Source organism: Brakhagea slesvicensis (assembly GCF_052161625.1).
GTDB lineage: Bacteria > Planctomycetota > Planctomycetia > Pirellulales > Pirellulaceae > JBKCUI01.
Map to the genome: position 1 here is coordinate 5,021,500 of NZ_CP197412.1, position 21,610 is coordinate 5,043,109.

At 53.6% G+C, this 21,610-nt stretch carries 17 protein-coding genes; 7 read left to right on the forward strand and 10 right to left on the reverse strand.

From position 1 onward, the window contains the following. Positions 1–25: 25 nt before the first annotated feature. The 3 genes from SH467x_RS19165 to SH467x_RS19175 are packed head-to-tail and all read left to right on the forward strand — an operon-like array spanning position 26 to position 3,929. A complete protein-coding gene (locus SH467x_RS19165) occupies positions 26–2,506 on the forward strand; it encodes a helicase HerA domain-containing protein (protein WP_482368698.1) in 2,481 nt (826 codons plus the stop codon). Positions 2,507–2,566: 60 nt separating this feature from the next. Continuing rightward, positions 2,567–2,932 (forward strand): 2Fe-2S iron-sulfur cluster-binding protein, encoded by a 366-nt coding sequence (locus tag SH467x_RS19170; protein WP_482368699.1) that lies wholly within the window; start codon positions 2,567–2,569, stop codon positions 2,930–2,932. Between the two features lies 1 nt (position 2,933). Then, positions 2,934–3,929: a GDP-mannose 4,6-dehydratase gene (locus SH467x_RS19175; protein WP_482368700.1), complete on the forward strand. Its 996-nt coding sequence runs from the start codon at positions 2,934–2,936 to the stop codon at positions 3,927–3,929. Between the two features lie 2 nt (positions 3,930–3,931). On the opposite strand, the gene SH467x_RS19180 is transcribed toward SH467x_RS19175, so the two are convergent. Then, entirely contained in the window at positions 3,932–4,603 is a 672-nt protein-coding gene (locus SH467x_RS19180) for a bifunctional 4-hydroxy-2-oxoglutarate aldolase/2-dehydro-3-deoxy-phosphogluconate aldolase (protein WP_482368701.1), read from the reverse strand. A gap of 112 nt (positions 4,604–4,715) precedes the next feature. On the opposite strand from SH467x_RS19180, the gene SH467x_RS19185 reads away from it, so the two are divergent. Together SH467x_RS19185 and SH467x_RS19190 are read left to right on the forward strand one after the other, a co-directional pair. After that, positions 4,716–5,405, forward strand: coding sequence for a 3-keto-disaccharide hydrolase (locus SH467x_RS19185; RefSeq protein ID WP_482368702.1), 690 nt, complete (start codon positions 4,716–4,718; stop codon positions 5,403–5,405). A gap of 70 nt (positions 5,406–5,475) precedes the next feature. After that, positions 5,476–6,828, forward strand: coding sequence for a Gfo/Idh/MocA family protein (locus SH467x_RS19190; RefSeq protein ID WP_482368703.1), 1,353 nt, complete (start codon positions 5,476–5,478; stop codon positions 6,826–6,828). A 4-nt stretch (positions 6,829–6,832) separates the two neighbouring features. On the opposite strand, the gene SH467x_RS19195 is transcribed toward SH467x_RS19190, so the two are convergent. The 8 genes from SH467x_RS19195 to SH467x_RS19230 form a co-directional block, all read right to left on the reverse strand. Further along, positions 6,833–7,282, reverse strand: coding sequence for a Fur family transcriptional regulator (locus SH467x_RS19195; protein ID WP_482368704.1), 450 nt, complete (start codon positions 7,280–7,282; stop codon positions 6,833–6,835). A gap of 6 nt (positions 7,283–7,288) precedes the next feature. Next, positions 7,289–7,663 (reverse strand): response regulator, encoded by a 375-nt coding sequence (locus SH467x_RS19200; protein ID WP_482368705.1) that lies wholly within the window; start codon positions 7,661–7,663, stop codon positions 7,289–7,291. Continuing rightward, the gene (locus tag SH467x_RS19205; protein WP_482368706.1) at positions 7,663–9,750 is read right to left on the reverse strand and encodes a hypothetical protein; all 2,088 of its coding nucleotides are present in this window, start codon (positions 9,748–9,750) and stop codon (positions 7,663–7,665) included. The genes SH467x_RS19200 and SH467x_RS19205 overlap by 1 nt, the downstream gene beginning before the upstream one ends. Beyond that, a complete protein-coding gene (locus SH467x_RS19210; protein WP_482368707.1) occupies positions 9,747–12,158 on the reverse strand; it encodes an ABC transporter substrate-binding protein in 2,412 nt (803 codons plus the stop codon). The genes SH467x_RS19205 and SH467x_RS19210 overlap by 4 nt, the downstream gene beginning before the upstream one ends. Before the next feature lie 8 nt (positions 12,159–12,166). Continuing rightward, complete coding sequence (locus tag SH467x_RS19215) at positions 12,167–15,550, reverse strand: outer membrane protein assembly factor BamB family protein (protein WP_482368708.1); 3,384 nt, start codon at positions 15,548–15,550, stop codon at positions 12,167–12,169. A 3-nt stretch (positions 15,551–15,553) separates the two neighbouring features. Next, on the reverse strand, positions 15,554–16,465 hold the full coding sequence (locus tag SH467x_RS19220) for a biopolymer transporter ExbD (RefSeq protein ID WP_482368709.1): 912 nt from the start codon (positions 16,463–16,465) through the stop codon (positions 15,554–15,556). Positions 16,466–16,468: 3 nt separating this feature from the next. Then, positions 16,469–16,957: an ExbD/TolR family protein gene (locus tag SH467x_RS19225; RefSeq protein ID WP_482368710.1), complete on the reverse strand. Its 489-nt coding sequence runs from the start codon at positions 16,955–16,957 to the stop codon at positions 16,469–16,471. A gap of 75 nt (positions 16,958–17,032) precedes the next feature. Continuing rightward, entirely contained in the window at positions 17,033–17,695 is a 663-nt protein-coding gene (locus tag SH467x_RS19230) for a MotA/TolQ/ExbB proton channel family protein (RefSeq protein WP_482368711.1), read from the reverse strand. A gap of 372 nt (positions 17,696–18,067) precedes the next feature. Here SH467x_RS19230 and SH467x_RS19235 point away from each other — a divergent pair, with 372 nt between their 5' ends. Together SH467x_RS19235 and SH467x_RS19240 are read left to right on the forward strand one after the other, a co-directional pair. Further along, a complete protein-coding gene (locus SH467x_RS19235) occupies positions 18,068–18,775 on the forward strand; it encodes a zinc ribbon domain-containing protein (protein WP_482368712.1) in 708 nt (235 codons plus the stop codon). A 398-nt stretch (positions 18,776–19,173) separates the two neighbouring features. Beyond that, on the forward strand, positions 19,174–20,034 hold the full coding sequence (locus SH467x_RS19240) for a hypothetical protein (RefSeq protein ID WP_482368713.1): 861 nt from the start codon (positions 19,174–19,176) through the stop codon (positions 20,032–20,034). A gap of 34 nt (positions 20,035–20,068) precedes the next feature. Here the strand turns inward: SH467x_RS19240 and SH467x_RS19245 are convergent, their stop codons facing one another. Continuing rightward, on the reverse strand, positions 20,069–21,562 hold the full coding sequence (locus SH467x_RS19245; RefSeq protein WP_482368714.1) for an outer membrane protein assembly factor BamB family protein: 1,494 nt from the start codon (positions 21,560–21,562) through the stop codon (positions 20,069–20,071). Positions 21,563–21,610 lie beyond the last annotated feature (48 nt).

Consider the following 21,610-nt stretch of genomic DNA (forward strand, 5'->3'; position numbering starts at 1 on the left):
CCGCACTTCGTCCGCAGGGTCTCCCATGCCATCGATCGCCGATTACGAGAAGCTTGGACTTTTTTATCTGGGTAAAAAGTTCGATTTGTCGACCCGCTCGCTGTTGCCCGAATACCTGAACTACGATTCTCGCGACCTTGTTACTCACGCGTTATGTGTGGGAATGACGGGCAGTGGGAAGACGGGCCTCTGTTTGAGCTTGCTCGAAGAGGCGATCTTGGATGGGATTCCTGTGATCTGCATCGATCCCAAGGGAGATTTGGGAAATCTTCTGCTCTCCTTTCCTGAGTTGGAATCGAAAGATTTTGAGCCTTGGATCGATCCGTCCGAATCAACTCGTCAGAACAAGCGTCTCGAGGAGATTGCCCAATCGACAGCGGAACGATGGCGGAAAGGTCTGCAGGAATGGGACCAGCCTTTAACGCGATTGAAAACGTTTCACGATAAGTCCGACATCACCATCTACACGCCGGGCAGTGAAATCGGTGTTCCCCTGACCGTCCTCAAGAGCTTCGATGCTCCTGGAGAGGAACTGCTTCAGGATGAGGAGACCTATCGGGAGAAACTCACGTCGTCGGCCTCCGCGTTGTTGGCATTGATGGGAGTCGAGGCTGACCCGTTGAGCAGCCGGGAGCATATTTTGCTTTCGAACATACTGGATCATGCGTGGCGAAAAGGAACCGATCTTTCGATCGAGGACTTGATCCGCAACATTCAATCCCCCCCGTTGTCTCGTATCGGCGTGATGGACCTGGAGACTTTTTTTCCAACCTCCGATCGTACGAAGCTAGCGATGAGCCTCAATAATCTGCTCGCGTCTCCTGCATTCGCTGGTTGGTTAAAAGGAGAAACGCTGGACATCCGCGACTTGTTGTATCGCAAAGACGGGACCCCAAGGGTCTCTATACTTTCGATCGCCCATCTAAGTGATCCCGAAAGAATGTTCTTTGTGACGATTCTCTTGGGTGAGTTGCTATCGTGGATGCGAGCCCAACCAGGCACCAGTTCTCTGCGGGCAATCTTCTACATGGACGAGGTTTTCGGATACTTCCCCCCGTCTGCGAAGCCGCCATCGAAACCACCGATGCTTACGCTGCTCAAACAAGCGCGAGCCTTTGGATTGGGAATCGTTCTTGCTACCCAGAATCCTGTGGACCTCGATTACAAAGGTCTCGCCAACATGGGGACTTGGTTCCTGGGGCGGTTGCAGACACAACGGGACAAGGACCGCGTATTGGACGGTCTCGAGGGAGCCTCTGCCCAGCAGGGAGGCGCCTTCGATCGAGGAGAAATGGAAAGGGCCCTTTCGTCGCTCGGTAACCGCGTTTTTTTGATGAACAACGTGCATGATGACACCCCTACTGTTTTCCAAACGAGATGGGCTTTGTCCTTCCTGCGAGGGCCGCTTTCGCGGGACCAAATATCGAGCTTGATGCAATCGCGAAAGCGAGCGAGAGGGACCACGCAGCTCGAAGGACCGCCGTTGCAAACCGAATCACCGAAGAGATCGATCGTCGATCGATCAGGAGGGCGACCGATCGTCCCACCTCCGATTGAAGAACGATTTCTTGACATGACCATTATTCCCAAAGCGGGGAGCAAGTTGGTTTACCGACCCGCCTTCTACGTCGACTGCAGCGTTCACTACGTTCGAGCCTCCTCGAACATCGATGGCTGGGAAGATTTGCAGTGGTTAGCACCTAGTCTAGAATCGGACGGGATGGAATCAGGAAGTCTGGATAATTGGGAATCGGTGCAGCCTGTTGTTCCAGGAAGTATCCAGCTTCGGCGACAACCCGACGAGGGTATTGCGTTCGCAGAGTTGCCCGCTTCCTTCACGAATGCAAAGAACTTGGCAAAGTGGGATAAATCTTTCCGAGACTATCTCTTCCGGCATCAGCAATATGTGGTGTACCATTGCAAAGCGGTGAAGAAAACCGTCGGTCCAGGAATTTCGGAGTCGGAGGCCCGAATCGCATTAGCGGTGGCGACCAGGGAGGCGCGAGACGACGCAGTCGAGAAACTGCGAGATAAGTTTGCGGACAAGATTCGTGCACTTCAGGCCCGCCTCCTCACGGCCCAACAGCGATTGGAACGCGAGAAGCAAGAGGCACAGTCGAAAAAATTAGAGGGCTATTTCGAGGTCGGTTCCTCCTTGCTCGGAGCCTTGTTTGGTCGAAAACGCTCCGGCAGGACCAATGTGACGAAGGCCGCTTCTGCGGTGAAAAGCATCGGAAGGGCGACGGCTCAGCAAGGCGACGTCATGCGAGCGGAAGAAACTCTAGAAGAGCTAATGGCTGCGAAAGAGGCTCTCGAGGCAGATGCGAAAAGTGCGATCGACGAGGTCGTTGCGCAGTACTCCCCCGAGAATTTGATTTTGGAATCGGTCGAGATTCCTATTCGCAAAGGTGATACCAAGATTAAACTCCTCGCCATTGCTTGGGTACCATGGCAAGTCGACGAAAACGGCATTGCCACGCCCCTTGCGAACTGGACGAGCGCGTAATGTCAACGTTTTGAACTGTTTTACATCTGGATCCTTCAACCCATCATCAACGAGAGAACGATGCCGAAACTAACTTTGGAAGGTATTGGAAGCTTTGAGGTCGCAGAGGGCACGCGATTGGTACAAGCCATACGAGACCAAGGAGTCGATCAATTGCACGCGTGCGGCGGAAAAGCACGCTGCACGACCTGCCGCGTCGAGTTCGTATCCGGCGAGCCCGAAAAGATGACGCAAGCGGAGAAGGACATCCTCGCGGCACGCGGGTTATCGGGCTGTCGATTGAGCTGCCAAATTCTTTGTGATCAGGATATGGAGGTGCGCATTGTCAGCCGCTTGGAAGGAAGCGGCCGCAAGGACTCGGGGTCGCCTGTTGCGCCCGAGCTAGAGCCACAGCCTGTCGTTTGGGTTTCGAAAGCTTCGTCGTAGCATGCGAGCCATCATCTCCGGTATTACAGGACAAGACGGTTCGTATCTCTGCGAACTACTGTTGGAAAAGGGATATACGGTGCACGGCATTGTTCGGCGCAGTAGTTCTCTGGATCGCCCCCGATTGTCCAAACAATACAACGATCCTGCCATTTACGGCAAACGACTGCATTTGCATTATGCGGACCTCTCGGACGCAACATCGATTCGCAGAATTGTTAGCAAGGCGCAGCCGGACGAGTTTTACCACTTGGCGGGGCAATCGCACGTTGGATTGAGTTTCGATATCCCTGAAAGCACGTGCGAACTAACCGCAATTGGGACACTTCGCATCATGGAGATCTTGCGCGACCAGGACAAGCCGCCTCGGTTTTTGCACGCGAGCAGTCGCGAGATTTTTGGGAGTCCAATGGTGGTCCCTCAAAACGAAGAGACTCCCATGAATCCGACCTCCCCCTATGGATGCGCCAAAGCGTTCGCAACCCAGATGGTGAGAATCTACCGAGAGGCCCACGGTTTATTCTTCTGCAACGCCATTTGCTACAACCATGAAAGCCCTCGTCGAGCTGAAAATTTCGTAACCAAGAAAATTTCGCTCGCCGCTGCCCGCATCAAGCTTGGGATGCAGCAGGAGTTGTTGATGGGGAACATTGACTCCGAACGGGACTGGGGATATGCCAAGGAGTTTGTCGAAGCGATGTGGAGGATGCTACAGCAACCCGTTGCGGATGACTTCGTTTTGGCGACAGGAACCACGCATAGCGTCAAGGAATTCTTGGAGTTGGCTTTTGAACATGTTGGACTCGACTGGAGGAATTACTACCGGTTGGATCCCCGATTCAATCGCCCTGCCGATCCCCAGTCCCTTCTCGGCGATGCGAGCAAGGCGCAGCGTGTTCTAGGTTGGACCCCGTCAACAACCCTTGCTGAGCTAGCGCAGATCATGGTGGACCACGACTTGGAACGACTCCGCGAATCCCAAAAGCCGATGCACTAGTCTCAACTTGACGGTGTCGCGGGCAAGCATGCGGCAGCGAACTGACTCGCGGCCGCTCGAATGCTTGCCCAGTTTTTATCCTGAATCCAAACTGGATTCAGGAATTGCCCCCCCACTCCCACCGCCACGGCCCCGGATCGAAAGTATTGCGAGACGTTTTGCAAATCGATTCCCCCTGTCGGCATCAGTCGTAGATAGGGCATGGGGGCCAAGACGTCGCGAATGTAATCGGGACCAAGATTCCTCGCGGGAAAAACTTTGACAATGTCTGCACCCGCCTCGGTCGCCAGAGCGATTTCCGTCGGGGTGTATGCCCCGGGGCAAGTTGGAATGCGAGCGCGATGACAGTACTCCATCACGCGGACATCGGTAATGGGCGACACAACAAACTGCGCTCCGCAGTCAACCGCGCATTTTGCTTCGTCGAGGTTGCGTACCGATCCAAGTCCGATGGTTGCGTTCCCATTCGAAAGCTCGGCAAAATGCTTCAGACACTCCGATACGACGCGGGGAGAATCGGGATTGGTGAGAGTAAACTCCAAGCCCCGCACACCTCCCAAAAGAAGGGACTCGACGAGGGGAAGAGCATTCCGCAGATCAGACAATCGAAGAATTGCGACCAGACGCGAAGCGAGAATGATGGATGTTGAGCGAGGAAGCGACGGTGTTTCCATGTAGCTGTGATTGGGTTTGTCGAACGAAACTGAGGCCTGCCCTATGCTACAATGAACACGATTCTCGGGCACGGTCTACCCCATTCCTTTTTTACCCTTCCCCATGAAACCGATGAAAAAGCTAACTCTCCTGGCTACCGTTGCGACGGTTTGTATTCCCTTTGCAACACCTGCGGCAACCCATTCTCAAGAAACTGCGAGCGTCCCTGCAAAGGTTCAACTGGAAGAAGGATTCGAATGGCTATTCGATGGCAAATCCCTATCGGGATGGGAAGGAAACCAAGATTGGTTTCGCATCGAGGAGGGAGCGATCGTTGCCGGGGCATTGGATAAGAAAATCCCACACAATGAGTTCTTGTGTACCAAAGAAAAGTTCGGCGATTTTGAGCTGAAGCTAGAAGTGAAGCTACGCGGGCAAGGTGACAACGCCGGCGTGCAATTCCGCACGGCACGAATCCCGAATAACACCGAAGTGAGCGGATACCAATGCGACGTCGGGAGGGCTTGGAACCGCAATGTTTGGGGGTGTTTGTACGACGAATCGCGCCGGAACAAGATGCTGGCAGAGGTGAGCGACGACAAACTCAAGCAATGGGTCAAACCGAACGATTGGAATGAACTGAGTATCAAGGCGATTGGGAATCGCATCGAACTCGGCCTCAATGGCAACCCAACCGTGTCGTATCTCGAAGAAGATGCCAAGATCGCCAAGGAAGGTATCATCGGACTGCAGATTCACTCCGGTCCACCTACGGAAGCCCTTTATCGAAACATTCGAGTCAAGCGACTCGACTCCAAATAGAGACCGCGGTCTTGGCTTCGACTTCATCGACCCATCACTTCAACCTTTACCTCTCACAGGAAACATCACGATGGACAGAAGGCATTTTCTAGCAGGAGCGGCTGCGGGATCCATTGCACTTACCCAACACCGCGAAACGTTGGCGAATCTATTGGATAGCAAGAGCAAACGAGTTGGCCTGATCGGGACCGGCTGGTACGGCAAATGCGATTTGTTTCGATTGATGCAGGTCGCTCCTGTCGAAGTGGTGTCCCTGTGTGACGTCGATAGCAAGATGCTCTCGGACGCATCCGAAATGGTTTCACAAAAGCAAAAAGGAAAAGCGCCGAGAACCTTTTCAGATTACAGGAAAATGTTGGCGGAAAAGGATCTCGATATTGTCTTGATCGCAACCCCCGACCATTGGCATGCGCTTCCAACCATCGAGGCTTTGAAATCCGGTGTGGATGTTTACGTTCAAAAACCGATCAGCGTCGATATTGTCGAGGGGGAAGCGATGCTGGCCGCCGCGCGCAAATACAATCGTGTGGTTCAAGTCGGAACGCAACGCCGCAGCACCCCGCACTTGATGGAGGCGAAACGGGACATCGTTGACGCCGGACTTCTTGGGAAAGTCTCGCATGCGGAAGTCTACTGCTACTACCATATGCGAGCGAAAGAAAACCCACCTGATGAGATGCCGCCCTCCCAATTGGATTACGAAATGTGGACCGGGCCCGCGCCGATGCGCCCCTACAATAACCTTTGCCACCCACGCCGCTGGCGAGCCTTCAAAGAATATGGCAACGGAATCGTCGGGGATATGTGCATCCACATGCTCGATCTCGTTCGATGGCAACTGGGATTGGGTTGGCCGACGCGAGTCTCGTCGCAAGGAGGAATCTTTGTCGACAAGAATTCCAAAGCCAATATTCCAGACACGCAAACCGCGACGTTCGAGTTTCCAGAATTGAACGTGGTTTGGAACCATCGCACTTGGGGGGATGCCCCCGACCCCGAATATCCATGGGGAGCTACGCTTTATGGCGAAAAAGGAACGCTCAAAATGAGCGTCCAGAAATTCGACTTTATCCCTAGGGATCGAAGACAAAAACCAGTCCATCGCGATGTGGTGATGGAACTGGATCAATACCCCGAGGATCGAACCGAGAAAGATTTAGAACAACATGTTGCACCGGCTATTCGCGTGCATATGCTTGATTTCTTGAAATCGATCCAAGAGCGCTCGAAGCCGGTCGCTGATATTGAACAGGGGCATATCTCCACGGCTTCGTGCATCCTGGCGAATATGTCTTTGGAGCTTGGACGCTCTTTGACTTGGGACCCTTTGCAGGGCAAAATCGTGGGAGACGAGGCCGCCAATCAGATGTTGCGCCGTGCCTACCGAGCACCTTGGGTGCATCCCGAAGTGGGGACGGTTTAAGCGGTTAGCGGCCTGCGGAGGGCTCGCAGACCGAGCAATGTCCTTTTACTAAGATCTCGGTGACTCGAGAGATGTTGTGCGATTTTCGAACCTTCTCATCCGGCACCGAGATGCCTTCCAGGCAGGAGACAATTCCACACTCAACACATACGAAGTGTGGGTGGCTGCTGCGATCGTGTTCGGGATCGCGAATCTCGAATCGCCAGACGTGGTCCCCCAGTTCCGTGCGGCTTACCAACTCCGCGTCGGTGAGGTCCGTTAGGTTTCGGAACACGGTCGCTTTGTCGAATCCTTGGGGGACGAGCAAGTCGGAGAGCTCGGCGTGAGTTTGAGGTTTCGTTGCCTTGCGCAAGGCCGATAGGACCGCAATGCGAGCCGGCGTGCTTCGGAGTCCAACCGCGCGTAGGATTTGTCGAGCGAGCTCTACTTCGTCGACATCAGGCTTCTTAGTCATATTCTGCTATTTGCGATCAAGAAAACGAGACAAGCGTTCATGCGTGCCCACTTCTTGATATTGTAGCTTGCCAAACCCATATTCGGCACCCAGTGCCACGGCGGCTTCCTGATGTTCCGGATAGTTTGTGATGATCATCACTGGAATGGTTGAAAGGTGGGGATCCGCCTTGATTACCTTGAGAATCGCTACGCCGTCGGAGTAGTCGATATCCAGTTTGCGGTTGATGAGCACCAAATCGACTCCCCCTTTTTTGAGGATTTCCAAGGTATCTTCGAGCGCGTCGGCCCGCAGGACTTGGACATCGTATCGGGAGGAAAGCATCGAATGGATCGATGCGTGGTCGGGATTGCAGTTTCCGACGTCGAGAACGGTCTTCATTACTTTGCCTCGTTCACTTTGTTTTCGAGATCTCGCAGCAAATCATCCTGGAGCCACTGCTGCATAATCTTTCGAGTCGAATCGACCATTTCATCAATTTTCTTCTGCAAAACGGGACCGACGCGACCTCGCGATTCATCGGTCGCGCGTCTCTGAACGGACTCGATCTGCTCCGACATTCGCTCGTAGTTCTTGATCCGTTTGAGATCTTCGAGGATGGCTTGCGCTTCCGAAAGCTTGCCTTCTTTGAGCTTCGAATTGACGCGTGACTCCAAAATCTTGCGTCGCACGACCAAGTCGAGAACTTCGTTTTGAAGACCCTTTAGAAAAGCTTCCGTTTCCAAACGCCTGCGATCGTCGGGCAGTTTGGCTTCATCGAACGGATAGTACCCCGTGACAATAGGCAATCGGGCCAGAAGCGTGTCGCCGTTTTTTACGTAGTACAAGTAAAGTGGGACATTGATCTGTACCTCTCCCTTCGGCGGCTTCGGCGGCTTCGGCGGAGCTTTCGGTGCACTCTCATCGATCGCGATCGTTGCGTCGGTCACTTCGGGTTTCGGATAATCGGGAGGAGGGACGCTCTCTGTAATGATCTTTCGCGCTTCGGAGATTCCTGGGTTGCGACTATTTGTAGGAATCTCGTACCGGATCTTAGGCGGGGCCATTTCCGTCAAGGGGAGTACCCCACGCCAATCGGTTCTACCCACCATTCGAAGGTCATCGCTCCCCGGAGTTCGCAAGTACACTTCGGCTCCCGGAACCGACCTTGGTGCAACGTTTTGTGGCATTCCAAACGGTGGCCTGAACTTCAAATGAAGCTCGGATGCCGGGTATTGGGTGGTCACTTTGAGCCCCAGTCTTTGCGTTCGCCGATTCTTTGCAGCCGTCAACGCGCCGCGACTAGCCGCGAAGATCGCGCCGTAGTAGAGGGACGTCTTATCGATCTTTTCGGTCGCCGCAATAAAAGTAAACGGCAGCGATTGAAGCACAGTCGGATTGCCGTTCATATCGTCTCGCCGAATGAACGGAATGACGACATCTCCCAGCCCAATCTGAGCGGGATGGGACTCTCCGGTGATGAGGCCCGCTGCACGCACGCGCATCGTGGCGCTGAAGTTATCGGTTTCCTCGATCCGAACCATGGGAGTGAAACTCGATCGCAGCAGTCTCGCAATGCTTCCGCCAAGGTCCTGGGGCCGTAGCACTTTTTCCGTTCCGAGATCACCCATGCGCCGGACCAACGAGTCCATTTCCTTTGTCCGAACGCGGTAAGCGCCATCGACCAAATCGATCGCCACCATGTAGATCTTGTCATAGTCTCTGAGCAACGCCTCGGGCTGCCATGGCAATCGAGCCGGAATGGATCGAGAGACATCTCGAACAGCAGCAAGCTCCGTTTTTGGTACCAACGCTGCGACAATTTCCCCTTCTTCCAAGGCTTGCTTTAGCGACTCCAAATCACCCGAAAAGGATTGCAGTTTGTCTGAAAACTTCTTCCACTTCTCGTCGGCTTCAAAAGGACCAACTTCACGTTTGAGACCCGCAAACGGAAGGGGCAGAACATGGAAGGCGTTGATTCGCTCGACTGCGGATTCAAATGTTCTCACGCTCAGGAGGCTCGCAGCCCGCGCGGCGGCGTCCTCCAGTTCCTTGATCTGCTCCTTCGTCATCTTCAGCCGCTTCGCCTCTTCCTCCGCAGTGAGTTTCATGGGAGGAGGGGGAGGATTCAATTCAAGGAATTTTGCTTTGGCTGCATCCGACTTCCCGACGACCAGCGTCATCTCCCTGGCCAGGACTTGATTGACCGTTAGCTCGTCGATTCGGTAGAGGACCGAACCGTACAAAGAGTCGGGAGTCGATTGAACGCGGATATTCCAAGTGCCACCAAAGTCCGCTTCGCATCGCTTTTGGATTTGCTGATAGAGGTCTTTCTCGGCGTCTTGATCGAGCTGCAAACTAGGGGAGAGACTTACCCAAACATTGACGCGATAGGGAGCGAACTCCCACACATTACCCTGTCCGTGCGCACTCCACGAAAAGACTAGCATCGCGATGGACGCCAGCCATAGACTTCGAATTGGGATCATCGGACTTGGATCCTCCATTTTTGAACGTCCTGGTAGAGTCCGATCGGTCGTTTCGCAACTCCTTGGATTTCGGTCCTGTACGCGAACGTCTCACTCACCTGCCAAAGCGGGAGGACGGGAAGATGGGCAGCGACGAGGGCATGTAAATCTTGACATCCCTCCCGGACCTCGCGCCAATTCCTAGCTGCATTGAGTTTCCCGAGCGCTTGAACGATGTATTGATTATTTGTTTCGGCTGGACCACCCACTCCGAACAGTCGCTCCGCATCCGTGACGGGTTCCCACAATGCCGCGGACATGTAGAGAATATCGATTGAATCGTCCTCCATCTTCGGAAGCTCGTCGTAGACCACTAACTTTCCATCGACCCCGATGATCTTCCATGCTTGCAAGATCGCTTGTCCCGCCACACGGGCGGCTTCAAAGTTTGGGACACCCAATCGGATAACAGGTAGCTTGGGTGCGGGCTCTTTTCGCTTGGCAGCTCGCGATGCTTGATTCGCTTGCGACAACATCACCAATACCGTTGCCGTCCGCGGATCGTAGGCAGGTTCCTCGACGGAGAGATTGTATGCGTAAGCAAGAGCATCGGTCTCGCTTGCACCTGCGGGGAAAGGACCCGAAATAAGCCGGTCGACTGGGCTCGGGTTCCCTCCCAAAATTTCGTCGCTCAAAATAGCGGATCGATTGATGGCGTATAGCAAAGCACGACGAAATTCGCGATCTTCGAAGAACGGTCCCTTTCCTTTAGGAACCAACATGTGCACCATGGGCAGTGCGTACGGTTCGGTCTTGATATATCGATAACCACCCAGCCTGCGAGCGTCTGCAGGAAAGAGACGATCTATAAATTCGAGTTCGCCTTTTAAGAGATCGTTGATCGCTTGCTTTGGATCTTCGTAATAGACCTCTTGAATTTCTCTCGGTTGAAAATCGGCTGCGACCGATTCCCCTGTCCACTCAAATCGCTTTCGTTCATCTTCCTCCGCTTTCAATTGGTAGCTAGCGCGGACGAAGCTTTGTTCACCTTGGTTCGGTAACTGCCACTGCATCATGGCTTGGGGCAAAACGTGAGGTTGTCGCAATCGAATTCTCAATCTCTCCGGTCCCAAAACCGAGACGGACTCGAAGATAGAAGCCCAGCCCGGAACGTAGAGCGGGTGGCGAACGTTCGCTCTCTGCAAAAGGGCTTGCGACAAGAACAGGCTATCAGGGACCGTCGCGCTATCGACATTCTGCAGGGTAAGGTCTAACTGCATCCGATCATCGCTGTAAATTGCGTTGCCGTAGCTGAATTGATAGATCCCCCCCTCGGGGCCCGTATTTCGGAATGAGAAAACCGGGGTCGATGTTAGCTGGCCGAGACGGAACGCAGGCCAATCTGCCAACGCGGCGGTGTCTGGCTTCGATGCTCGCTGGAAAACGCCGACTCGCACGAGCGGGAATTCTTTGATGAGTTCATTGAGAAAGTCTTTGCCTCCCTCCAACTCTGGTTCGATCTCAAGCATCCTAACGGCAGCTTGCCGCGCACGGCCGTAGTCCCCTGCCTGGCGAAATTCCGTCGCGCGCGTGCGATAGGTCTCGGCTAACTCCTGAAAGCGAGACTTCGCTTTCTCGACCACTGGAAGCTTTCCAGGGTATTGCTTGTCCAAGCGTAGGATCATGGAGCGAGCCACCCCGAGTTCGTTTCGGGAAAATAGGTCATCGATCAATTTCGAAGCGACCGATGAAATAGCTGTCTGCACATCTTCGGTTCGGAAATTCGGAAATCGCCGCTGTAGTTCTTCCAAGGCTGCGAGAGTGTGGGGGAGGTCGCCCGAGGCCGCCATGTCTCTCGCGGAGGAAAAGAGAAACTCCTGATGCAACGCTTGGACATTCGACGACTGCGGATAGTTATCGCGCAAGTAAACCAGATGCTCAAAGGCTTCGGAGTAATCTTTATTGGCAAGCAACTTCTTGGCGCGGTCGAGTACCAGCTCTTCCCAAAGGACAATCTTTGAGATGTCTTTCCATTGAATCTCGTACAGGCGACCGGGAAACAAGTTCAAGACGCAACGGAGCTTCTCCGTAGGCTTTGGAGAGCTAGGGACTTTCCGGTCAGGTAGGTCAAGCAAATTTACTTGGACGCTCTTACCTCCATGTTCGGCCGTCACCACGATGACATCGAACGGGGGGGCGTCCAGGATCGAGCCCGTCACGCCAATCTCCTCCAGCACTTGATCGATCGACTGGGCTCTGCACGGACTGATAACAGCCATCATCGCTAACATCGCGATCATCAAGACCCAACTTCGGTCGATCGAGAGTCTAGCGATACGTCGAAGCATATTCCCAACGACGGTGTAAGGTCGGGGCGTCGGTTGCGTTTCGGTGAAGGATGACGATTCCATCAGGATCTGGTTTGGCATGTTTATCATCACTCGTTCGCGCTCGGGACAGGAACGGCGATGACGGTTCCTTCATCACCGGCGACCAAAGCGGCGTTCCCCTCCACGATCGGTGCAAGGTATACGGGCTCGCCAATCGTGGCCTTACCCACGATCTTTCCTTCTGTCGGTGAGATTCGCAGCAAGTCGCCGGTGGCCGTTCCAATCAATAAATCGCTTTCGACAATCGCAGGGCGACCTCGCAACTGAATTCGATCCAAGCTACTTGCCCAAACCTTCTTCCCTTTGTCGTCGGCCGCAACAAGCCCCTCGATTTCGCTATACGCGAGAACGAGATTCACATCGCCCGATTGAACCGAATAAGGCCCCCAAGCAAACCGACCCTCTACAGGCAGGGACGCAAAGAGCTTCAATTCAATGCCATCGAAGAAATCAAGCTGATCTCCAGAGTCATTGGTACTTACCGCGACAACGGTGTTGTTGAGAACCGAGAGGCGGCCCTTCAGTTTACGATCAAGATCTTGCTGCAAAATGGTCCGCAACTGTTTTCCTGTCGAAAGCTTGTAGATGCTCCGAGCTTCATCGGCGATCACAATGCTTTGCTTGTCCGGTAGCAGGACCGGATTCAGCCAACGTGGTTGCTCTCCAGCCGAAATCGTGGGTTGAAATGGAACCCCAACGATTTGTGCGTTGTCCGGATCGACCAATACCAATTGAGAATTGGTTAGGGGGACGACAACCAGATTACCAACCGCGATGGGATCATTGGCCGCCGTGGCACCGCCGAAGTCGATCGATACCAGCCTGCTCACGCTTCTCGAGCGAGATGGATCGATCAAAAGCAATTGGTTTTCCTTCTCCGCATTGAACACCACCAACTTGCCGTCTTGCAGAGTCACCGACGAAATAAACTTCATCAAGCGTTGATTGCGACCGAAGTTTTCGATTTGAATGACCGGAGACGGATTGGTGAATTGCTCGGGGGTAAATTGGTAAACGGCTCCCTGGGCCGTCAACGCAGTCCATTGTTTCGCGTCCCCTGCGAGCGCTGTGACAGGAACTCCTATATCGGTCTCCCAATTTAGCTCGCCCGACTGCGCATTGATGCTTGCGACACGGACTCCCAAATTGCCTCGTACCATCCGAGCGTGGATGACAGAATTACCCGCTTGAAGCGGTTTGGCCACGAACATATCACCGTCTTCTTTTTGCCAAGAGCGGTTTAGTTTCTGGCTGCTTACTTGGATTTGATACAAACCAATTCGATTGGATGCCAAGTACAGATCTGTCCCGATCATCAAAGGCCAATTCACGATGGGATCGGTCTCCTTCTCGATCGATCCAGCCATTTTCTGAACCTTCTCGCGATTGCTCGATAGGTCGACTTCAAAGATTGCGACTTCGCCGAGATTGGTGGTCACTACAAAACGCCGACCATCGACTTGCGGGTCGACGACGAAATGCCCCTTGAAGCGTATCGGAATTTGACCGCTTGGTTGGATATCCAATCCTTCGTCGTTGGTCGTATAGACTTTCAAGTAGGAGTAGTCGGGACCGGTGTTCTCAAATACCAAAAGGTGATTGAGGACCCAGATCGGAGCGATCGCAATGGTGCCTGGGTTGTGCCCGATATATTCCACTTCCTCGCATTGGCCGCCAGCTCGGGTGAATGCGTAGAGATTGGAATGGTCACCGACGACATAACGCATGCGTTTTCCAATCGCTCCACCCACTGGAACATCAGCTCCTTGAGGGACCTTCTTTCCCCATCGGACCGTTCCGGTGGCGGCGTCCAAACAGAAGGCTTGCCCGTCTTGCGTCGAGACAAAAACATCATCGCCATCGATTTGAGGTCGATGGACTTTGCCGGAGAATTTCGCCTCCCAAACGAGACTGCCATCGGACGCTTTCAATCGCTGAACGGTACTTCTCTCCGGGAAATGAACCAACACATCGCTATCCCCAGTGGAGCTGATCGACTGAGGGGCACCGGTCCAATCGTAACCGATAAACTGGCGCCAAAGTACCGAACCATCCCCGGATCGCAAGGCGACCAAGGAGCCTTTGAGTTTGAAGAACACGGGTTCGGTATCGCTCGCATTCCCCTGCCCGTTTCGATTTGTGAAAACAACGCGGCGAACCGGAGGGGAGGCCGCTTCTTCGGTGGAAAGAATGGGCGGCTGCGACACCGATTGGACGAGATCCTTTTGGAGTAAGGTGGCTGCAGCAAGCAGATCGTTCAATCGTTTATCGGTTTCAAGTACAGGATATTTTCGGACCAAGTCTCGCCTGGTTTCGTATGTCTTATTCACCTCTTTCGCTTCATTCGATTTGGTCATCGTGTCGATCGCCACGAGCAAATCTTGGCCTCGCTGAATGTCGCGGGCGGCGCGCGATTGTCCTTCTTCGATCCCTTGGATACGAAGCGAGTTTTGCGTTCTTTCTTGAGGTCCTATGTAACGAGGGTCACGAATGAGAGCCATGTGCTCCGCAAGCCGATCAAGCAGTTTCTGGCGATCTTCCAGTGATTCGGTGTTGTCGATTCGAGAAATGAACTTGTCTGCGATACGAAGCAACATGTCCGACATATCGGGTCGAAGAACTCCCACTGCATCCTCCCCGGCGATCGAGGGAAGTAACTCTTGGGCTCGTGTTGCGGCGGTGGTGGGGTCGGCAACTTTTTCGGCATCCTCCCGAACGGTCGCGAGAACAGACCGCACCTTCGCTTCGCTCGCTCGATCATCCCTCGGGAATTTGTACGCGAAGTCGGTAAACAATTTCGCGGCGGTCTCGTAATCTCGGGCTTCGTATGTGGCCTCTGCACGATCGAAAGCTTCTTTTGCCGTCCCCTGTGTTACCCACCAAACCAATGGGACCAACGCGACGAGCAACAACAACAGAAAGAATCCAACCCCGAGAATGCGAAAGGACTCCCAAGCGTTTTTCGTAGGGGCTCCGCCTGCGATGACTCGCTTTGGAAAGTCATCGACATCCAAATCCGATCGACTTACCGGTGCGGTCGTTGCAACGATTTCCACTGGGGTTTCATTCTCGTCTGATTCACCCCGACCACTGGACTCGGAAACGACTTCTACGTCGACTTCATCCATGTCATCTGGCAGTAGATCTTCAACGGAGTCGTAGTCGCTGGGGACGGGGGGGTCGATGGGGCGTCCGCCTCGCAAAGCGGTCGTTGGATCGTTCGCGGAACGATCGAGCGACTCGTTCAACTCGGTGATCAGCTTGGTCGCTTGAAAGCGTGTCAATTGTCCGTTCTCGACCAGAAGCTTTGCGATCGCCTCTGGGGTTACCCGAACCTTAGACGTTTCGACTTGGCGGTAGAGCTCTTGGATGATCTCCGGATCGAGCAGTCCACGACTTTCAAGCAAACGAATAAAAGCAGTTGCTGCCATCGACTATTGAAACTCCTCGACCACTTGAACTTGAAAATTCGTGAATCCTTTATCCCGCCCCGCATCCAACGCCGCGACTACGGCGGCATGGATGCAGTCGACATGGGCTTCGATCATGAGTTTGAGTTGATCCTCATTTGCACCTGTCACGACCTCCGCACGCGCGTCGGAAAGTGCAAGCAACAAATCCTGCTTGCTACTCGCCTCTCGCTCATCCCCCCCAGGCAAAATAATGGTGTATCCATTGAACTCATCAATTTGCACTCGGACCAAATCGAAAACTGGCGGAGGCTCCGTCGCCATGGCCGCATTGTCCGACAGGGGCGGTGGTTCTTCAAACACCTTCTCTTTGCTGAAGGATGCGGTGATCATGAAGAAGATAAGCAAGAGGAACGTGACGTCGACCATGGGGGTCATGTCCATGTCATCTTTGGGTAGCTCCTTTTTGGGGAAGGAGATTTCCTCGGCTTCGTCTTCTCCATCGGCTAGCAAAGATTGCTCTCGTTCCAGCTCCAAGCTGACCTGTTCCAAGCTTCCCAGCAACAGACTGCTGCTTCGCGGACTTGAAACTGGATCTCGTTTCGTCCCTGTCGTGCCAGACGCGGAATCCAATACCAGCTCAGCGACCTCGATCTCCTCGGTTTCGATTCCCTCTGCTCCAGTCGGTTCTGCTAACTCAGCAGGCTCGAGCAACTCATCTTCCGATGTTGTCGATTTTTCTGGTTCGATCGATTTGTTCGCGAAGGGACTGGATGGAGAGTGGCTCTCGGGGGCATCTTTTGGTTCTGACTCCAGCTGCTTGCCTGGGACCGTGATACTGCCATTGCAGTGGGGGCAACGGATTTCTCGGCCTGACAATCGGTTGTTGACAGACAGAGCGGATTGACATTCAGGGCATGTAAGTCGAATCGACATTGATTAAAGCGCCTCCGAAACGGCAATGTTGATCAATTTGTCTTCGCCAATCACTTCGCCGATTGCCTGTTTCACTTTATTCAATTGACCCGAGGTAACATTTCCTTCCGCGCGAATTAAGACCTCGGTCTTGCGCCCCGATTCCAACTCCAGTTGAACGTATTCGCTGATCTCTGCCGCTTGCTGTTCTGGGTCGTCCGAGAAGAGCGTTCCATCCCCGCGAGCCACAATCGGCGCCTCTCCTGTCCCTCGGGTAACGATGACCGAAACACAGGCTTTGCTAGGGACCGTAGTCCCGTGTTTAGCGGGCGGAATATCGTAGGTCTTCTCCCCCGTCATCTTCGATGTGAGGATGAAGAAGATAAGAAGCAAGAATGTCAAATCGATCATCGGGGTGATATCCATCTCGTCATCCATGGGAGGACGAGGTGGCATCTGTACATCCTCAGGTGCAGATTCCTGTTCGAATGTATATTCGACGCTGCTGGACATGGATTCTCCTGGAGTCTCCAAGGAACGAAATCAACTCGATCGCAAACGAAATACGGAAGTACTCTTCTGCATTCGTTAAGCGCTTTGGCGACCGGAGCGATGCTCTTTCTCCATGCCAACCTTAAACGCCTCGAGAAAACGAGCCAACCCCGATCCGACGAGATCCTGCATGTGGCGAATTCGGTTCGTAATGGTTGCCATGCACATCACCAAGGGGATCGCGATCGTCAAACCGATGGCGGTCGTTTCCAAGGCGGTACGAATATCCTGAGCCAGATCCGACGGGCTCACATTGGCGGCTGTCGAAAGCTTTCCGAACGCGCCCATCATCCCAACCACCGTACCGAACAATCCCAACATCGGCGCCGTCTTGATCACCGTCACAATCCACGCAATGTTGTAGTCCAAGTCCGCGATCACATCCCGTTGAAATCGATCCAACGTCAACTGCCGAGTCTTGTTGAACCCGAAGATGCGGTTCTTCACAGCGTAGGTAACCATCATGGGAAGAGCCCGTTGGTCCCCCTCACACGCTTGAAGCACCGCGTCGAAATCACCGCGTCGCAAGTCCCCTTCGATCGATTCTAGGAACGCGTCTTGAGCCGCTTCGGTCTTGAACCTCTTGCGATTCACGCGAGAGAGAACCAACACGACATAGTAGGCACCCCAAAGAGCCACTGCAGCCAGCGCGACATACGAAGCCTTACCGACCAGGTCAAATACCTTGCTTGCATCCATTGATTTGTTGAACCTTGACGAGAACGAGTTCTGAAGCGTTTGGGAGGGGAGAGCCCCTACGCTGGCCTGTGACGGATACGACCAATTCCCATGGTGATCAACCATGGTCTTCGACACTCACACACCTATGATAGTCTTTCGGATTCCGTTTGAGGACAGGTGTTGTTGAGAATATCACCGCATCTGGGCAATGGAGCTTTTCCACCCTACACCCTATTCCCCTCGATGTGGGCCATCACCCTTTCAATCGCTCCACCCCTGGTACTTGGCTCCATATTCTCGCGTGAATCAAGTCTGATCGCATTGTCTCAGCAGGGTTTTCTGCTTTAATGGCTTCCCGTTTTGGATTGGGTGTGACTTGAGGGGGGTAGCATGAGCGTTTCCGATTCCGTGGTGCGAAATCTTCACCATCGTTTGAACCATATCGCTGAACTTGAAAGTCAGATCGCTCGCGGCCCTCGTTTGGTCCAATCCGCACAATTGCAACTCGATGCTGCGGTCGATGCGTTGCAGAAGTGCAAGAACACGATCCGCGAACGACGCATGGACGCAGATCGAAAGCAGCTTCAGCAGCGAGAACGCGAGAACAAAATCCAAGACCTCGAAGCAAAAATGAACGCTTCGAAGAACAATCGCGAATATCAAATGCTCAAGGACCAAATCGCAGCAGACAAGCAAGCGACCAGCGTTCTTTCAGATGAGATCTTCGAAGCGCTCGAGGAAGTCGATGCCCTCCAATCGGCTACCATCGATCTAGAAGAACGTGTCAAACTTGCGGAAGCCGAAAAAGCCAAGGTCATCGCAAACGTCGAGAAACGACTTGCTGACTTGCGCGAAGATCTGAAAAAGGCCAGCCAGGATCTGTCGGCGATCGAGTCCAATCTCCCCCAAGATTTCGCCAAGGATTACCAGAGGCTCGTCTCGGCTCGCGGACCCGACGCCCTATCCGAACTCGATGGGCAATCCTGCGGCGGATGCAATACAAATCTCACGCCCGGAATTCTTGACAAACTTCGCATGGGGAAACCGACGATTTGCCCAAGCTGCGGACGCATGCTTTATCGCGCAGAAAACGCATAATCGCCCCGTCTCATTCTGATTCTCCCTTTCCCTAGCCTTTGCGGTTATCTATAGTTCATCCGTGCCGCTTGGAAATGAGCAGCACTTTAAGCCTCCGGTCGTTTTTCCGGCTGAGGGACCATCATTTTGCGTTGGCCTAGATCGCAACAGGCGAGTGCAGTAGCACGCTTGATCTTCGCCAGTCTCGCAGCGGCTCCGTGTCGTGCCGCAAACGGTCGGAGGATTTATTTGAAATGCAGAAGGGCCGGCGGTTTCCGCCGGCCCTTTTTTCATACGTCCGCTGAGTCTTTATCGAGCAATGCCTTCGGCTGGGTTGCAGTCGCAGGACCTAATTCGCTAGGATCCTACGGCCTGTCTTTACTACACACTTCACGCCCTCGAAAGGCTCTGCGCAATTCATGAAGATCGCCATTTCCTTCGCCCTTTTGTTCACTCTCTGTGCGATGCCGTTTGCGTCCGGAGAAGAGATTCGATGGAAGTTCGTTGCCGGCGAACGTTGGGCCATGGAGTCGGAGCAATCGACGGAAATGCAAATCGGTGACCAGGAATCTGAAAAGGTTAGTCTGCAGCATTCTCTCACTTGGCAAGCTTCGGTGGAACAAGTCTCGCAAGACGGTATCGCTACCGTCTCTCAAGAGCTGATCCATGCCAAGCTTACGGTTCGGACTGTTCGCGGTGAACAGATCTTCGACTCTAAGTCATCGCCAGCTGCCGCCAACAATCCGTATTGGAACCACGCCCAAGCCCAATTGGGGAAAAGAATTCGTACGCAAATACGTCCGACAGGGGAAGCAATCGAGATGCCCGATGCGAACACTGCCGCTGGGGCGACTGGAGCACATCCTGTTTCCTATTCCACACTGCTTGGTTCCAAAGGCTCTTCGTCCAGCACTCCAGGCATAGGGATCCAATTCCCAAATGATGTCGTCGAGATTGGTAAGCCATGGAGCATTCAGTCGAAATGGTCCTTAGGGGACAAACCGGTGATCGTGGATACCACTTATCAATACGTCGGATCAGAAATGGTCGGCGATACGACACTTGATAAATTCAAGTCTTCGACCGGAGCTCGATTCGCCGACGGTTCGGGAGAAGCCAAGATCACCAAGCAAGACTTTGCGGGGACGATTTGGTTTGATCGACAACGAGGAAAGGTCACTCGTATGGAGAGCGCGCAAGAACTCACGATCGCTTTGCCTGGCTCACCTCAACAAAGGCTACTCCAATCGATGGAGCTCAAAATCATCCCCGCTCCATGACCCTCGCTATCGGTCACATGGGGCCCGAAGTAGATCAAGGATCCCCGAATGGATCATCCCCAGCCGGTGTGACAGGAGTGGGCTCCGCACTAAACACGTTGCTCGCATCTCCAGGTGAAACGCTCTCGGCTGGCTCGGTTGGTTGAGGCTCCCCGGCAGCTTCCACCTTGGGGGCAACGGGAACCAAAAGGGTTGGCTCCTCCGCCTGCGGTTCACGCAAACAACTCACCTTCCCCTTTGCATCGACAAGGTAAAGTCTGTCTGTAACGGAATTGGGAACCGGTGTGGCTAACCCGATAAAGATCTTCGATACCACTCGCTGCTTTGCAATGTCGATGGTCACCAAGTTTTTCGCCGTATCGATGGCGAAGATATGATTGGTTGTGACATTCAAGACCGTTTGAATTCCCTGCAAAGGTGTTTGCCAAACAGGATCGCCAGTCTCCAACTTCATTGCAAACAGCAACCCGTCCTCTGAAACAATCGTTACCACATCTTTGCCGATGACCGGAGATTGATTGCTGGTCGTTCCCAACTTCACTTTCCAAGCAATCGGATTGATCCTGTCTGTCGTGCATCGCGTCACGACACCTTCCTGGGTGATAAAGAGGAATCCGTTCTGTGTAATCACAGGGGATGCTGGGATCTCCGAGGTCGCGATGGCGGATGTCCATAGGATCGGTGGATCTTGCAATTTGGAAATCACCAACTTGTTTCGCATCGGCCAGGCCAAGTACTCTCGATCAGGAGTCACAGACAGACCCAGACGATTCTCGCTGCCAATTCTCAAGATCAATGGGGCCGCGTCGGATGCAAGGATGTCGTAAAGTACCAGTCTTCCTCCCACCGAAGGGATCGCTGCTTTTCCCGCAATGGGAAGTGGTGACCCTGTGGCGATGTGGCTTAGTTTGCGTCTCGCAATGGTGTTCCCAGTGAGAAGATCGTAGACAAAGTACTCTCCGCCATTGACTGCGACGACATACTCATCCGACACTCCCGGCCCGAGCATCGGTTGCCGAAAATGGGGCAATTGGTTCTTCCACAAAATAGAACCGTTCTCTGCGTCCATCGCGCAGACAACGCCGGTGGAACTGATGGAGACGGCATAGATTTGTTGTGGATTCTCCGATTGCAACTCGACGTTACGACCGATGCGTTGGTAGATCTTGGCTAACTGGTCGGCTTTGTCCTTGGCGCCCTCCATTCCCAGCCGTGGAATTCTCTCCGCTCTCTTACCCTCAAGAATCGACGCTTCGAGCGCCTCCTCGTTGACTTCGTCTCCTCGAAACGATGCGAGAACGCGTCCGTTATCAACCAATCGAACAATCTCGCGCCGCTTGGTAGAGTGGGGCCAAATGACGAGGGATTTCTCTCCGTTTGCCAGAGCCGATCCGCCGATGTTTCCTTCCCAATGCAGGGTCAGTTGACTATTGCTCAGCGATTGATCGCTCCATTGACCTGTTCCCACGCCTGCGGAGACAACCAGGATAGCCAGTGCGGACAGGAAGGGAGATATGCTCGATTTCATGGGAACTTTTTCAAAGAAGTTGCTCAAGGCGTATTAGTATCTTAACTC